Raw genomic sequence first — 14,305 nt, forward strand, 5'->3', positions numbered from 1 at the left:
TACGCATTGCGTTTTGGGAGGAAAATGGTGGAAATATTTGTAATATTACTTGGAATTTTAATAGACAGGGTTACGAAAATATGGGCCATTGGAGTTTTATCTAAAGTTTCTCAGATAATAGTAATAAAAGATTTGTTTTCATTACTGTATTTGCAAAATAAGGGAGCTGCTTTTGGAATTTTACAGGGTAAGCTTTACTTTTTAACTATAATTACAATAATTGTAGTTGGAGGAATGATGTTTTATATTATAAAATATAAACCTAATTCAAAGCTTATAAGAATAAGTTTTTCACTTATAATAAGTGGAGCTTTGGGAAATTTGATGGATAGAATAGTGTATAAATATGTAGTTGATTTTATTTCTGTCCATTATAAAGACATTTATTATTTTCCTGTATTCAATATAGCAGATGTGATGGTGGTAGTAGGAACTGCACTTTTGGCATTCTATTTATTAAAGGAAGAAAAGTATGGAAAGTAAAAAATTTTTGGTTTGTAGTCAAGAAGAAAATATGAGACTTGACGTATTTCTGTCTAAATGTTTCCAAGATAAATCAAGATCATATATTCAAAATGTAATAGAAGATAATTTAGTAGAAGTAAACGGAAAAGCAAAAAAATCCAATTATAAGATTAAGTCAGGGGATAATATAGAAATTACTATACCTGACCCTGTGAATTTAAATATACAGTCGGAAGATATACCTCTTGACATATTATATGAAGATAAGGATGTTATTGTAGTAAATAAGCCTCAAGGTATGATAGTGCACCCTGCACCAGGAGTATATGAAGGTACTTTAGTAAATGCTCTTTTAAATCACTGTCATGATTTATCTGGTATAAATGGAGTGACAAGACCGGGTATAGTGCATAGAATAGACAAAGACACTTCAGGAATACTTGTAGTAGCTAAAAATGATAATTCTCATAATAAATTAGCGAAACAGCTTAAGGATCATTCTATGACTAGAGAATACATAGCCTTAGTAGAAGGGGTTATAAAACTAGATGAGGGAACTGTAGATGAGCCTATTGCGAGACATCCTAAAGATAAAATAAAAATGGCAGTTTGTGTGAATGGAAAAAGGGCCATTACCCATTATAAAGTTATTAAAAGATTTAAAAGTAATACTTTGATAAAATGTATACTTGAAACAGGAAGAACACATCAGATAAGGGTACACATGGCATATATAGGGCACCCTCTTGTAGGAGATCCGGTATATGGCTATAAAAAGCAGAGGTTCAAACTAGGCGGTCAGCTCCTCCATGCTGAAAAGCTTGGCTTTATTCATCCAGCTACAGGAAAGTATATAGAATTTGAAACGGAAATACCAGATTATTTTAAAAAAGTGATAAAAGTTTTAGATAATTAGATAATATCAAGTGATTCTTAGGTTCAGATGGAGTTTGCTTTATAAAGATGACTTTTCTCCATCTGAACCTTAGAAGAACTTATCCAGGCGCGTAGCAGTGCTTATCCCCCACTTCGATAGAAAAGCAGATATCCCAAATCTTTGATTTGGTGATAGTCGCTTTCGCTGTGTGCGATGGGGGTTAGCAATGATAGCGATCGGGTGAATTGAAAAAGCAGTCTATATAATTTTAGACTGCTTTTTAGAGCAATTTTTAAACAGCTTCTTTATTGGATTTTTCAGAAGCACTTTCTTCTGGTAATATTAAATTAAGTATTATTCCAATAATAGTTGCAAGAGCCACACCAGATATTTGAACTGGCGATCCACCTACAGAAAAGTTTATGGAAGCACCACCAATTCCTATTACTATTATGACAGATGTCAATATTAAATTTCTATTTTTACTAAAGTCTATTTTATCCTCTACAAATATTCTAAAACCCGAGGAAGCTATTATTCCAAATAACACTATACTTACACCGCCTATTACAGGCATAGGCATATTTTCAATTACAGCAGCTACAGGACCTATAAATGAAAGCAGTATAGCTATTACTCCAGCACCGCCTATAACCCATACACTGTAAACTTTGGTTATAGCCATAACTCCTATATTTTCTCCATAAGTTGTAGTTGGAGGTCCACCTGCAAAACCTGCAAATATAGTGGCTAATCCATCTCCTAATATAGATCTATGAAGTCCTGGATTTTTGGTGAAATCCCTTCCTACTACATTGTTTGTTACGTAAATGTGACCTATGTGTTCTGCTAAAGTTACAAAAGAAATAGGGGCCATAAGCATGACGGCATTTATGTTGAATTTAGGAAACATAAATGGAGGTAATTTAAAGAGCTTGGTACTTACAATAGTATCTAGTGCTTGCTTTGGTACCACACCTAAAATTAAAGCAGATATATATCCAACTATTATGGCTATTAATATAGGTATTATTCCCAGAAATCCTTTAAAATACATGGTTCCAATAACAGCTACGGCAACTGTAATTGCAGACACTGTCATCCATGCCCATCTTGGTATACTCTGCATCTGATCAGTTGTATAAGTAGGGTTGAAGCCTGCCCAGTTTATAGCCGTAGCTGCAAGACCCAGACCTATTACTATTACTATGGAACCAACAACTACAGGTGGAAGAGCTTTATTAAGCCAGTTTACACCGCAAAGCTTTATTATGCCAGCTACAATTAAATATACACAACCTGCTGCTATTACACCAGAAAGCATAGACGCTGGTCCATAGCTTTTAGATGCTATAAGAATTGGACTTATAAAAGCAAAGGAAGAGCCTAAGTAAGCTGGAAGCTTGGCCTTGGTACATAAGATATAAATAAGGGTTCCAATACCACTGCAAAATAATGCTATGGCTGGACTCATTCCTGTTAAAATTGGAACAAGTATAGTTGAACCTACCATGGCAAATAAATGCTGAAAACTAAGAGGTATAGTAACTCCTATAGGTAATTTTTCTTCTACATCAACAAAATTTTTCATTTATGCGCTCCTTTTCTAGTCTCTCAAGGACTATTTTAAAAGTTTTATAATTCGTATATTTTTACTGAATCATTCTTGTCTATTTCTGCAATTTCAACTGATATCATTTCGTTTCTAGATGTAGGAATGTTTTTACCTACATAATCGGCTCTTATAGGAAGCTCCCTATGCCCTCTATCAACTAAAACTGCAAGCTGGATTAATTTTGGCCTTCCAGAATGAATAATAGCATCGATTGCTGCTCTTGCAGTTCTGCCTGTGTAGATAACATCATCTACCAATATAATTTTTTTGTTTTCCACATCTATTACATTAGATCCTTTTAGTACAGGTTGTCCTGCAAGGCTGGTTAAATCATCTCTATAGAGACCAATATCTACATCTTCTACTTTTAATTTTATTCCTTCAATGTTATAAATGTTTTCGGCTATTCTTTTTGCTAATGGGTATCCTCTTCTCTTTATTCCTACAAGTATTATATCCTCTGTACCTCTATTCTTTTCTAATATTTCGTGGGATATTCTTTTTAAAGTTCTATTCATAGCCTTTTCATCTAAAATAAGTGCTTTTAATTTCAACATATGACCCTCCCTTCTTTTTAATTTACAATTATAATTGTGCTTATTTCAATTTTATTTACAATATTATTATAAAAAATGCCCTTCACACAGTGAAGGACATAATAGTCATACGGATATAAAAATACTTTATTGACCTCACTGGATCATTTTAAAAGATATTAAATTCACAACCTATTATAAGATAGTTTTTTTAATATTGCAAGTTTTTTTGGCAATACATTGGCTTTACGGAATAAATATGGTCTATTTTGTCTCAAAGGGTTATTTTTTAAAAAGCTAATAGTATTTAAACTACTTGAAAATTTTTATTGAAGCTGTTTTATATCCGGTTTTGTGGGGTCTGTATAAATGGTTTGGTTAGTATAATATATTACCATTCCCGGTTTGGCACCATTTGGTTTATGGACATTTTTAATTTCTGTATAATCTACGGCTACTTTGGAGGAATTTTTAGCTTTACTGTAATATGCCGCAAGATTTGCAGCTTCTTCCAAAGTTTTATCTGGAATTTTGCCAAAATTTTTTATTATTACGTGAGATCCAGGAATCTCTTTAGTATGAAGCCATATATCTCTTTTGTCTCCAAATTTAAGGGTAAGATAATCATTTTGAAGATTATTTTTACCTACATATATCTCTATTCCATCACTGGATATAAATTTCATTGGCTTGGAGTCTCTACTCTTCTTTTTAGTATTTGATTTTTTAAATTTTATATACCCGCTTTCCATAAGTTCTCTTTTTATTTCTTCAATATCATCGTAGTTTTCACAATTTTTTATGTTGGTCATTACAGAAGTTAAATATTCCATTTCCTCTTTTGCTATTTTTAATTGTTCATTTGCAGCTTGTTCTGTTTTCTTTAATTTGTTGTATTTTTTAAAATAACGTTGTATATTTTCGGAAGGAGTTTTATTTTTATCAAGTTTTATATCTAAATACTCCATTTTTTCACTATAGTAATTTTGGATTTTTATATGGCTGTCACCCTTTTTTATATTGTAGATCTGTGAAGTTAAGAGTTCACCATATATTCTAAAAATATCTTTATTTTTAGCTTCTTTAATGCTATCTATTAGAATTTTTATTTTCTTAGTGCATCTTTCTAAGTTTATATTTATAAGTTTAGAAAGGTCAGAACTTTTGTTGCTTAACCTATCACATTTGTCCTTTTCATAGTAAAATTCTTCTATTAATTGGGAAGGTGTAGCATAGCATTTTTCTTTGCATTTATTCAAATAAGTTAATTTATAACAGTAGAAATCTTTTATTTTTTCATTTTCTATATAGGATGCAAAGTAAAAATTATCATTTGTCACTTCATCAAAGATTTTCTTGCAAAAGTCGTATAGAAAGTCTAAATTGTTATTTTCTGAAAAATCTTTTCTACTATTTAATTTGTAGAACAATTCCTTTGAAAAAGAACTGCTTATACCAGTAAACACTTTTGAAAAAAAACTTTTATCAATTTTTGTTGAGGTAGTTGTTAAAAACTTTTTAAAATCCTCTTTTGTAAAGGAAAGGGGATTTAGTTTATTTGAAGTTGGTGGAAATACGTATTTTATTCCGGGAAATAGAGATCTCACGGTGTTTATTTCAGGTGTTATATGTTTTATACTATCCATGATCAAGTTATCTCTTTTTCGTACTAAAGTTATATTACTGTGCCTTCCCATTATTTCTATTACCAATGTATATATGCTGTTAAAACCCAGTTCATCTGAGCTTTCGAAATCTAAAAAAACAATTCTATCTGTATCCAATTGTCTTATGGCAACTAATTTTGATGGGCTTAGGTGCTTTCTTAAAACCATGCAAAACATAGGGGGTTGAAGTGGATTTTGTTTGCTTTTAACTGTAATATGCATTTTAGGATATACTGGACTTGCACTTAATAAAAGCTTATAATTTTTTCTTCCACTTTTAATGCTTAATACTATTTCATCCTTTTCAGGTTGATTTATTTTTTCAACTTTTCCTCCTAGTATTTTTTCTTTCAATTCTTTTAAAATGCTGTGTATGAAAATACCGTCTAAAGCCATATTGTTCATCCTCTCGTAAGTTATGTATTTAATAAATTATATCATCTAGAATTTTTAAAATAAAGTTGTAAAAATCTTATTGATAAAAGATTATTACAGTAGTAAACTTAATTTGAAATATACAGCATCTTTATGGAAGGGTGAAAATTTTAATATGAAATTTACTAAAATGCAAGGTACTGGAAATGATTTCGTAGTAATAGATGACAGAGATAATAGATTTTTAGGGAAAGAAAAAGAACTTGGATTAAAGCTTTGTAATAGACATTTTGGAATAGGCGGAGATGGAATATTGATAGTTCGCCAGAGTGAAATTGCACAGATTAAAATGGTAATAATAAACTCAGATGGTTCTTATGCATCTATGTGTGGAAATGGAATAAGATGTTTTGCAAAATACGTATGGGAAGAAAATTTAGTAAAAGAGTCTCCTATAAAGATAGAAACGGGAGATGGTATAAAGGAAGCATTTTTGAATATGGAAAATGGTAAAGTGAAGGAAGTCACTATTGATATGGGAACACCTTCTTTTGATCCAAAAAAAATTCCTGTTAGCTCCTGTGATGAAGTTGTAAAAAAGGAATTAAAAATTAATGAAAAAACTTATAGTATTACTTCAATGCTTATGGGAGTACCTCATACAGTTATATTTGGTGATCTTGAAAAGTATGACGTGAAAGAAGGAAAAGCTATTGAAAAATATTCTATTTTCCCTGAAGGAACTAATGTAAACTTTTGTGAAGTTTTAAATAAGGATGAAATTAAAATAAAAACTTGGGAAAGAGGAGCAGGGCCTACTTTAGCCTGTGGTACGGGAACTTGTGCCTGTGCTGTAGCTTCAAATAAGCTTGGGTTTACAGAGGGAAAAGTTAAAGCTTACGTTCCAGGAGGAATTCTTTTTATAGAAGTGAAAGACAGCAAAGTTTTTATGACAGGTCCTGTAGAAGTTTCGTTTAAAGGGGAATATGATATTTAATGAAAAACTTTAGAATGATAATTTTTTTTGTTTTCATGTCTTTTACATTTCTCATATTAAGTAGCTGTACACCTAGAGATGTAAACAAAGGTAAAAGTGGAGCAAATATTCATTATTCTAATGTTATAGCGGTTGAAGCTAAAGAAACTGATACGAAGATATTTAATGTAGGTAATTATAAGTTATCTCAAAACTTAACTAATAGCAATATAAATAATATAGAGGAAATGCTATATGACACAAAGAAGACCATTTTTATTTATTTAAACAAGGAAAAATATTCTAATAAAAATAAAATAGATATAGTTGCTAAGGATTCTGTGGATGAAGTTAAAAATTTTTATAATGCACGAAATATAAAGATGAATTCTACAGGGGATAAGATTGCCTTTAGGATTTTTAAAAGCAGTTCGGTATATAGTGCTGAGGGAATGAAAGTATACGATATAAAAAATAAAAAATATTTGGATATTAAATCGAAGGTTCTAGTCTCTGGAGATTTATATGAGTGGCTGGACGATCATAGAATAATTTATTATGGAAGCATAGAAGGAAAAGCAAATTCTAATAGATTATATATATATGATTTTAATACAGACAGAGAACAAATATATTTAAATGACACTAAAGGGTACTGTATACATTTTATTCCTCTAGGAAATGATATATTGTTTTTATCGAGAAATTACAATAAGTTGTATTTATATTTTTACAATAATGAAAGTAAACAGTTTACACTTTTAAGTGATGGATTTACAGAAATATATAGTTCAGTATCAGATAAAAAGAGAAAAAGTGTATTTTTTATTGGAAATCAAAACGACAATAACACTGCACTTTATGAATTTAAAGAAGAAAGTGGTAAAGTAAACAGGATTACCTATGACTTTCCAGAAACTTTTGGCATTTCTTCAGGAATAGCTGAAGATGAAAGTGGTAATGTGTATTTTACAGGTATAGGAAAGGGAGGCCAGCAGGATAATGTGGATGTATTTATGTATAATGCAGATGAAAAATCTATAAATGTTATATCTGATCATGCTGGCAAGTATAGAATTTATAAAAATAATGAAATGTAAGATACTATGAAAATTACAGTTAAAGTAGTTTTTATAGTATTTTTTTATATATAAGTTTTACAAAGTCTAAATCTTCTTTTATAGGAGAGAGCTTATGCATGGATTTTTGTTTCATTTCAGCGTCATAGTAAATCACCTTTTCTGATTTAAATACCATAGGAGGAGGTCCACCTAGCCAACGGCTTGTTTTTGCCAATTCAATCATATTATCACGTACACGTTCAGCGGTGGTTTCACGCTCTAATTGTGCGAATACAGAGGCTATATATACATAGCCTTACCCATAGGAGTACTTGTGTCAAATTGTTCCTTTATGCTTATAAAAGATATATCATGCTGCTGTAGTAGTTCAAGGGTGCTAGAAAAGTCAGCAACATTTCTACTTACACGGTCAAGTCTATAACATACTAAAGCATCAAATTTCTCATTCTTTGCATCTTTTATCATTTGCTGAAACTGAGGCCTGTCTACATTTCCACCACTAAAGCCTTCGTCTTCATAAATTATAAACTCAATTTCTTCATCAAAATTTTTATTGCAATATTCTTTACACATTTCAATCTGATTTTCTATAGATTCACCTTTAGCGGTGAATTTTGACTTCCTGCTATATATTGCTGCTCTCATTAGTAAATACCCCCAATATTAGTATTTAATAAGTTAATTCTAGCAAACACATGTTTGTATGTCAAAATTGATTGTATTGAGAAATTCTATATAAAATATTACCTTTTATGTAAAACAATATATCTTAAGAAAGATATTTATATTTATTAGTTTTTATCATCATTCTTTTTGTATTTTTCCAAAAGTTGTTTAAATTTAGGTTCATCAAGTACTTTTTTATAGATATCATTTTGATAAATTACATTTAAAGGTAATCCATTTTCGAATGATTTTTCCACATTTCTATAAAAATCTTCTTTATCATTTTTATCTAAGGCAATTTCTGCAGCAGTAGCTAAGTTATAAGGGTCATTATTATCTATATTTAAAGCAACTGCAATTTCTTTAGATGCTAAATCTAACTTCCCTACTTTTCTATATAAATCTGCTTTATTATTAATAGTTATAAAATGATTAGGATTAACATTAAGAGCGCTATTATAATCATTTAATGCTAAATCATATTTTCCAAGTCGTTCATATAAGCGGCCACGATTACATAATGTAGAAGAGTTATTAGGATTGAGTTTAATGGCTTCATTATACTTTTCTAATGCTAAAGTATAGTTTTTATCATTATATAATTTAAGGGCTTCACTTTCCAGACTATAACTTTTTGCAATATTTTCAGATTCCTTAGCTTCTTTAGCAGATTGTGCTGCATTATTTAATAGTTTAGTAACATCATCTTTTAATGAGTTCAAATTTTTTCCTAAATTCTCAAAAGAATTATTGCTTAGAGATACTCTTTCATCTAAATTAGTATTGATTTCATTGATTTTTAAGTCTAAGGATTTTTCTATATCATAAATTTTAGCTTTCATTTCATTAAATCGCTCCTTTTCTTTTTTGTTTGACATTATTGGAAAAGCAATAGTACCGACTGCTGCTAATAAAGTTATTACTGCAGATATTGCAGCTATTATGATAGTTAAATTTCTTATACAAGCATCTGTAGACTTTAAAATACTTTCATTCTGTTCTTTATAAGATTCAACAAGTTTATCTCTGCTAATTTTATTTAAATCATTTCTTAAAGAGTTATTTTCTTTTTCTAAGTTTTCAATTTTAAGATTTAGGGTATTTATATTTACGTTATCGGAAGATGATGCTAAAACAACGGTAGTTTGTATAGACAAAAACATAAAAGTAATTAATAAGAATTTAAACATAGACTTTTTTAATGTAAATTTAGTGTGCATTTTAAGAAACTCCTTTATGTAATATGTAGTATAAAAATAGTTTCTACATAAATTTTCTAATTCCTTCAAAATTATTAAAGAATATCACATATGGTAATATATGTAGCATTATAAGTAAAAATGTGGTAAAATATTATTATAGATTGATGTATAGTTAGATAAAATTAATTGTTAAATTGGGGGTAAACATGGATAAAATTAAAATTATGCTTAGCTCAACTGTGTCAGATCTTGAAGGGGAAAGAGATGCAGTAAAAAGTGCATTTAATGATATTAAATTTGTTGATTTAATAGGAGTAGAGCCAGTAAATACGGCTTCAATTGCAAATAATGGAAGATGCCTGACTATAGGAATGGCAAAAAATTGCGATCTTTACTTATTAATACTTGGACAACAATTTGGATATGAGTTACCAAATGGTCAATCAGCTACAGAAATTGAATTTGATGCAGCATTTAGAAGTGATCCAACAAAGATATTAGTTTTTAAAAAAGATTTTAATCCCTCAACACAAATTGATTCACGTCAACAAAAGTTTATTGATCGAGTTTGTAATTATTATAGTGGGTATTGGATAAGTAATTTCAAATATTCACATCAATTAAAGGAATTAGTGGAAAATTCGTTTATGATTTGGTTAAAAAAGAGAGCTAGTATTGGAGATAACTTAGATTATCTTGATCATTTTATTAGAATCGCAAAACAAATGAAACCAGAACCTAATGCAATAGTATATTATAAGTTAACTAGTGACGTTGTAGAGTTAGAGTACATTTTTTGGAGAGTAAGTCATACAATACAGTTTGACAGACAGAAAATATATAAAGATTTTTGGGAATGTATAAGTCAATTACAAGAACAGTTTGATAGATGGCTTGTTTGATAGGAGTTGTATATAATGTATAAAATAGATAGTTCATTTGTGAAGATATTGCAGACTAAAGTCCGTAATAAAAAAACCACGCCTAAAGATTTACAAAATGCTCTTTTAAAACTTGGGGAATATGTGGCGTCAGAAATAATTGGGCGTGAATTTGTTAAATCAGAAATTGTAACTACACCTCTTGATGAAGAATATCAAGGAATAGTTATGTTAAAATCTAAAATTATGGTTATAAGTACTAAGGATGATTATAATTATTTTGCTGAGGGTATTTCAAATAACATGCCTGGTTGCATAAGAGGATATATGGATTTTGGAGGAGCAAGAGGTAGAATGGCATTAAATAGTGAGATTAGGTCGATGTGTTTGTCTGAAACAAAAAAAGGTGAAATGATAAATACTGTTATTGTCGCAAAATCGGTACTAGCTACTGGTTGTACAGCTATTACTCTTCTGAAGAAAGCTATTGAAATGTATGATCCAATTAATATTATAGTGGCTTCTATTTTTTATTCACAACAGGGAATTTTAGATTTACAAAATAATGAACATAGATGTAAGATTTATGTATGTGGAGATCCAGATTCTTTAAATAATGATGGAATGTTAGTTCCTGGTGTAGGTAATTTAGATAATAGAGTTAAAACAATTAGTATTTAAGTATATTATAAACATATGATAAATAGTATGTCTATATATAAATTTATATAATACCTATTAATGTAAAGGAGAGATTTTGTGGACCCTGTATTATTATTTGAATGTACCAGAGAGAGAGAAATTTACGATGTATGGAAAAATTTTTGTAATGAACTAATGCATATAAACAGATTTTTTATAAATTTTCAGTCTAAAAATATTCAAATGAATATTTATTTTAATTTAATATTTGAAGCTATTGATTATATGATTAATAGTTGTGAATATTATGTGGATAGTAGTAATACCTTATATAGAGCTAGATTATTTGACTATGAAAAGGAACATTACAAAAAAGAAGATGAAGCAATAGGTAATATTATTGATAGGATTATCGCTTACTTTGTAAAAGCAAGTGAAGAAGATAGAGCAAGTGAAGAAAATGTTAAATATTATAAGCAGGTTATTGAGAAAATGAAAGAAGGAAAAAGTATTATTCACCTTGTTGATACAGAGTATAAATTCGTTAAGATGGTAAATGAAATTATGGGATTTCATCCTAATGATATGAAAGCACCTCCTTATAGCAAGACAAAACAAGGTAGGATTAATCCTGAAGGAATATCATATCTTTATACATGTGATTGCCCTCAAACTTGTATTGCTGAAATAAAACCATATATTAATTCTCATGTTAGTATCATTAATATTAAGCCTAAACAACAATTAAAAATATTTAGTGTTGATTCTGAAGATTATAAAACAGTTGGACTTGATAATAATATATTTATAGATTTTCTGAAAACTAAGTTTATGGAACCGTATAGACTAGAAGATAGCTTAGAGTATATACCTACTCAGTTTATTGCTGAATATGTTAAAAATAAAGAATGTGATGGGATAAAACATCCAAGTTCTGTATCGGATGATGGAAATAATGTAATAATATTTGATGAAAATAAAGTAGAATTTGCTAAAAATACAAATTTATATTGTATTAATAAAATAACATATGAAACAACTAAAGTAGAGTCCAATATATCTAGGTTGTAAAAAAATCTTTAAAATGAGACTATGAAAAAAGTCTGTAAAATATAGCTTTCTATAATAAACTCAAAATATTATGGAGGCTATTTTATTATGAGGAAATATAATTAATATGTATGAGGCAAGAATTGAATAAACTAAAATAGCGTGTGAAAAATATGATTTTATAAAGGTATCCTTGATATGTTTATAATTGGCTATTTTTTATAAGAAGTTATGTGCAGGGAGAAATGTAATAATGAAAAAATTGTTTTGGCTTTGTTTTTTAATAATAGTACTTTATAAGATGTTTGTCTTATTAAATATGTTGCCACCTGTAATACCTCATGGAGATATAGTATACCATGTAATGGACTCTATATTATCTATTATTAATCAGTTTGCTATGGGTATTTCTGGTGCAATTGTTTTTTATTATATAAGTTTATTTTTTAATACAAAGAACAATATGGATGTAGCTTATGAAATAAGAGGAGATATATTAAACGTTTTACGTCATCATGCAAAAATTTTAGAAAATATAAAGTATTTCAAAAAAATAAAAAAAGACACATATGATATATTCTTATGGAAAGATATTATTAATCTGTTGAATGTTATAAAAAATAGTCCAAAATTGAAAAATGAGTATGTTTATGATAAATATTTTGAAGATTATCTTGATTATAAAATTGAATATGAATATGAAAAAACTATTGGAGAATACTTTTTAGAAGTTGATGAAAACACTTTAGTGCAAGATATTGACGATTTTAACATCTATAATAAAAAGTTAAGTATATATATAAATGACTTTAAAATCAATACGTCTTTTTTATATTATCTCAAAGGAGCTTTGGAAGGTGTTAATACTTTTATAGATCCTGATTACTCAGATGATTTATTCCAATACAATAGTATTCTTAAATCTGAACTCAAAAGTAAAAATGTGGAAGCAGATAAAATGACTGATTTGAAAAAATGTATATGTCTTGGCTATCTCAAATTTCTTACAGATACTATAAACTGTTTTAATATTTTTGACGACTATATAAGTTCTGTAGAGAAAAATAAGTTAATCAATTTTATAAAAATGATTAAGTAATTTTAATTATAAATTTAAGATAAAAGTCAAAATGTAAGACAAAAACATAACATTATCGAACTGAGCTATTTTGCCTAATTGGTAAGAAGAGTTAATCTGTTGAAGAATGAAGCTATAACTTAATTATAGCTCCATTTATGATCCTTGACCATTATATAACTTCTCTGCCACAGTATTAGCAGGTTGCTCCATATATGTATGCTGCATGTTCAGCCCTATGATATAATATATTTTAGACATAATTTATGGTTCATGATGTTATTTATATAAAAACAATGGATTAAAGAGAAATTCACAGTTGTAAATTATGACGTACGATTTTATTGCATTTAATATTATTTGCAATTATGATGAATTTAATTTTAATGAAAGAGGATATGGTATGGGAAGTTATGTAAATATTTTAGGGATAGATTTTTCAAAACTAAATCTAAAAGAAACAGTTGAATTAATTGATACCAAAATATCAGAAGGTAGCAATAGAACATTTCACCTAATTACTGTAAATCCAGAAATTGCAGTACAGATTCAAGAAGACCCAGAATTAAAAAAAATATCACTTGGTGCAGACCTAATAACTCCTGATGGAGTAGGGATTGTTTGGGCTTCAAGATTAAAAGGAAATCCAGTACCAGAACGTGTTACAGGTTATGATTTACTTTTAGAAACCCTTAAAGTTGGAAATCAAAAAGGATGGTCATTTTATCTATTAGGTTCAGATGAAGAAGTAAATATGAAAGCGTCTGAATATATAATAAAAAATTATCCTGATGTTAAAATTGCGGGGAGACATCATGGATACTTTAGTAAAGAAGAAGATACTCAAATTACTGAAAATATAAGGATTTCAAACCCCGATATTCTTATAGTTGCATTAGGGTCACCACTTGCTGATAAATGGATTTATAGTCATAAAAATCATATTAATACTAAAGTTGTTTTTGGTGTAGGAGGAAGTCTTGATGTAATTACTGGAAAAGTGAAGCGTACACCAGAAATTTTAAAAAAGTTAAATTTAGAATGGTTACATAGAAGAATAACTCAACCTTCAAGAAAGAAAAGGCAAAAAAACTAAAAATTTTCGCATACAGAGTTTTTATTGAAGCACTTCATAAGAATACAATCTAAGTAATACATAACCTTCTTATAAAACGTAATAGTAGTATATTACG

At 28.9% G+C, this 14,305-nt stretch carries 13 protein-coding genes and 1 pseudogene; 9 read left to right on the plus strand and 5 right to left on the minus strand.

From position 1 onward, the window contains the following. Nucleotides 1-27 precede the first annotated feature (27 nt). Both lspA and WY13_RS17500 read left to right on the plus strand, forming a co-directional pair. Nucleotides 28-483, plus strand: coding sequence for a signal peptidase II (lspA, locus tag WY13_RS17495; protein ID WP_063556861.1), 456 nt, complete (start codon nucleotides 28-30; stop codon nucleotides 481-483). Continuing rightward, the gene (locus WY13_RS17500) at nucleotides 473-1,381 is read left to right on the plus strand and encodes an RluA family pseudouridine synthase (protein ID WP_063556862.1); all 909 of its coding nucleotides are present in this window, start codon (nucleotides 473-475) and stop codon (nucleotides 1,379-1,381) included. The genes lspA and WY13_RS17500 overlap by 11 nt, the downstream gene beginning before the upstream one ends. 253 nt (nucleotides 1,382-1,634) lie before the next feature. Here WY13_RS17500 and uraA read toward each other — a convergent pair whose 3' ends face one another. The 3 genes from uraA to WY13_RS17515 form a co-directional block, all read right to left on the minus strand. Further along, the gene (gene uraA, locus WY13_RS17505) at nucleotides 1,635-2,933 is read right to left on the minus strand and encodes a uracil permease (protein ID WP_063556863.1); all 1,299 of its coding nucleotides are present in this window, start codon (nucleotides 2,931-2,933) and stop codon (nucleotides 1,635-1,637) included. A gap of 44 nt (nucleotides 2,934-2,977) precedes the next feature. Continuing rightward, complete coding sequence (gene pyrR / locus WY13_RS17510) at nucleotides 2,978-3,511, minus strand: bifunctional pyr operon transcriptional regulator/uracil phosphoribosyltransferase PyrR (protein ID WP_063556975.1); 534 nt, start codon at nucleotides 3,509-3,511, stop codon at nucleotides 2,978-2,980. A 308-nt stretch (nucleotides 3,512-3,819) separates the two neighbouring features. Beyond that, on the minus strand, nucleotides 3,820-5,556 hold the full coding sequence (locus tag WY13_RS17515; RefSeq protein ID WP_063556864.1) for an Rqc2 family fibronectin-binding protein: 1,737 nt from the start codon (nucleotides 5,554-5,556) through the stop codon (nucleotides 3,820-3,822). 154 nt (nucleotides 5,557-5,710) lie between these two features. Here WY13_RS17515 and dapF point away from each other — a divergent pair, with 154 nt between their 5' ends. Then, nucleotides 5,711-6,532 (plus strand): diaminopimelate epimerase, encoded by an 822-nt coding sequence (gene dapF, locus WY13_RS17520; protein ID WP_063556865.1) that lies wholly within the window; start codon nucleotides 5,711-5,713, stop codon nucleotides 6,530-6,532. 14 nt (nucleotides 6,533-6,546) lie between these two features. Further along, nucleotides 6,547-7,611 carry a hypothetical protein gene (locus tag WY13_RS17525; protein ID WP_204377977.1) on the plus strand — a complete coding sequence of 355 codons (1,065 nt, stop codon included), beginning with the start codon at nucleotides 6,547-6,549 and terminating at the stop codon, nucleotides 7,609-7,611. Nucleotides 7,612-7,645: 34 nt separating this feature from the next. Here WY13_RS17525 and WY13_RS17530 read toward each other — a convergent pair. Further along, nucleotides 7,646-8,238: pseudogene (locus WY13_RS17530) on the minus strand (recombinase family protein); the annotation flags it as partial. Between the two features lie 146 nt (nucleotides 8,239-8,384). Beyond that, nucleotides 8,385-9,479, minus strand: a complete 1,095-nt coding sequence (locus WY13_RS17535; protein WP_063556867.1) for a tetratricopeptide repeat protein — start codon at nucleotides 9,477-9,479, stop codon at nucleotides 8,385-8,387. A gap of 206 nt (nucleotides 9,480-9,685) precedes the next feature. Between WY13_RS17535 and WY13_RS17540 the strand changes: the two genes are divergently transcribed. The 5 genes from WY13_RS17540 to WY13_RS17560 all read left to right on the plus strand — a co-directional run bounded on the left by WY13_RS17540 (nucleotide 9,686) and on the right by WY13_RS17560 (nucleotide 14,208). Then, nucleotides 9,686-10,363, plus strand: coding sequence for a DUF4062 domain-containing protein (locus WY13_RS17540; protein WP_278321802.1), 678 nt, complete (start codon nucleotides 9,686-9,688; stop codon nucleotides 10,361-10,363). A 15-nt stretch (nucleotides 10,364-10,378) separates the two neighbouring features. Continuing rightward, on the plus strand, nucleotides 10,379-11,023 hold the full coding sequence (locus tag WY13_RS17545; protein ID WP_063556869.1) for a uracil phosphoribosyltransferase: 645 nt from the start codon (nucleotides 10,379-10,381) through the stop codon (nucleotides 11,021-11,023). 78 nt (nucleotides 11,024-11,101) lie between these two features. Beyond that, on the plus strand, nucleotides 11,102-12,055 hold the full coding sequence (locus WY13_RS17550) for an RES family NAD+ phosphorylase (RefSeq protein WP_063556870.1): 954 nt from the start codon (nucleotides 11,102-11,104) through the stop codon (nucleotides 12,053-12,055). 232 nt (nucleotides 12,056-12,287) lie between these two features. Then, a complete protein-coding gene (locus tag WY13_RS17555; RefSeq protein WP_063556871.1) occupies nucleotides 12,288-13,133 on the plus strand; it encodes a hypothetical protein in 846 nt (281 codons plus the stop codon). A 307-nt stretch (nucleotides 13,134-13,440) separates the two neighbouring features. Beyond that, entirely contained in the window at nucleotides 13,441-14,208 is a 768-nt protein-coding gene (locus WY13_RS17560; RefSeq protein WP_242866541.1) for a WecB/TagA/CpsF family glycosyltransferase, read from the plus strand. Nucleotides 14,209-14,305: the final 97 nt, after the last annotated feature.

The organism is Clostridium ljungdahlii (assembly GCF_001636845.1).
Lineage (GTDB): Bacteria > Bacillota > Clostridia > Clostridiales > Clostridiaceae > Clostridium_B > Clostridium_B ljungdahlii_A.

Coding starts and splice junctions, on each gene's coding strand:
- WY13_RS17500 (WP_063556862.1), top strand. CDS start 473: ATGGAAAGTAAAAAATTTTTGGTTTGTAGTCAAGAAGAAAATATGAGA.
- uraA (WP_063556863.1), bottom strand. CDS start 2,933: ATGAAAAATTTTGTTGATGTAGAAGAAAAATTACCTATAGGAGTTACT.
- WY13_RS17515 (WP_063556864.1), bottom strand. CDS start 5,556: ATGGCTTTAGACGGTATTTTCATACACAGCATTTTAAAAGAATTGAAA.
- dapF (WP_063556865.1), top strand. CDS start 5,711: ATGAAATTTACTAAAATGCAAGGTACTGGAAATGATTTCGTAGTAATA.
- WY13_RS17525 (WP_204377977.1), top strand. CDS start 6,547: ATGATAATTTTTTTTGTTTTCATGTCTTTTACATTTCTCATATTAAGT.
- WY13_RS17535 (WP_063556867.1), bottom strand. CDS start 9,479: ATGCACACTAAATTTACATTAAAAAAGTCTATGTTTAAATTCTTATTA.
- WY13_RS17540 (WP_278321802.1), top strand. CDS start 9,686: ATGCTTAGCTCAACTGTGTCAGATCTTGAAGGGGAAAGAGATGCAGTA.
- WY13_RS17545 (WP_063556869.1), top strand. CDS start 10,379: ATGTATAAAATAGATAGTTCATTTGTGAAGATATTGCAGACTAAAGTC.
- WY13_RS17555 (WP_063556871.1), top strand. CDS start 12,288: ATGAAAAAATTGTTTTGGCTTTGTTTTTTAATAATAGTACTTTATAAG.
- WY13_RS17560 (WP_242866541.1), top strand. CDS start 13,441: ATGACGTACGATTTTATTGCATTTAATATTATTTGCAATTATGATGAA.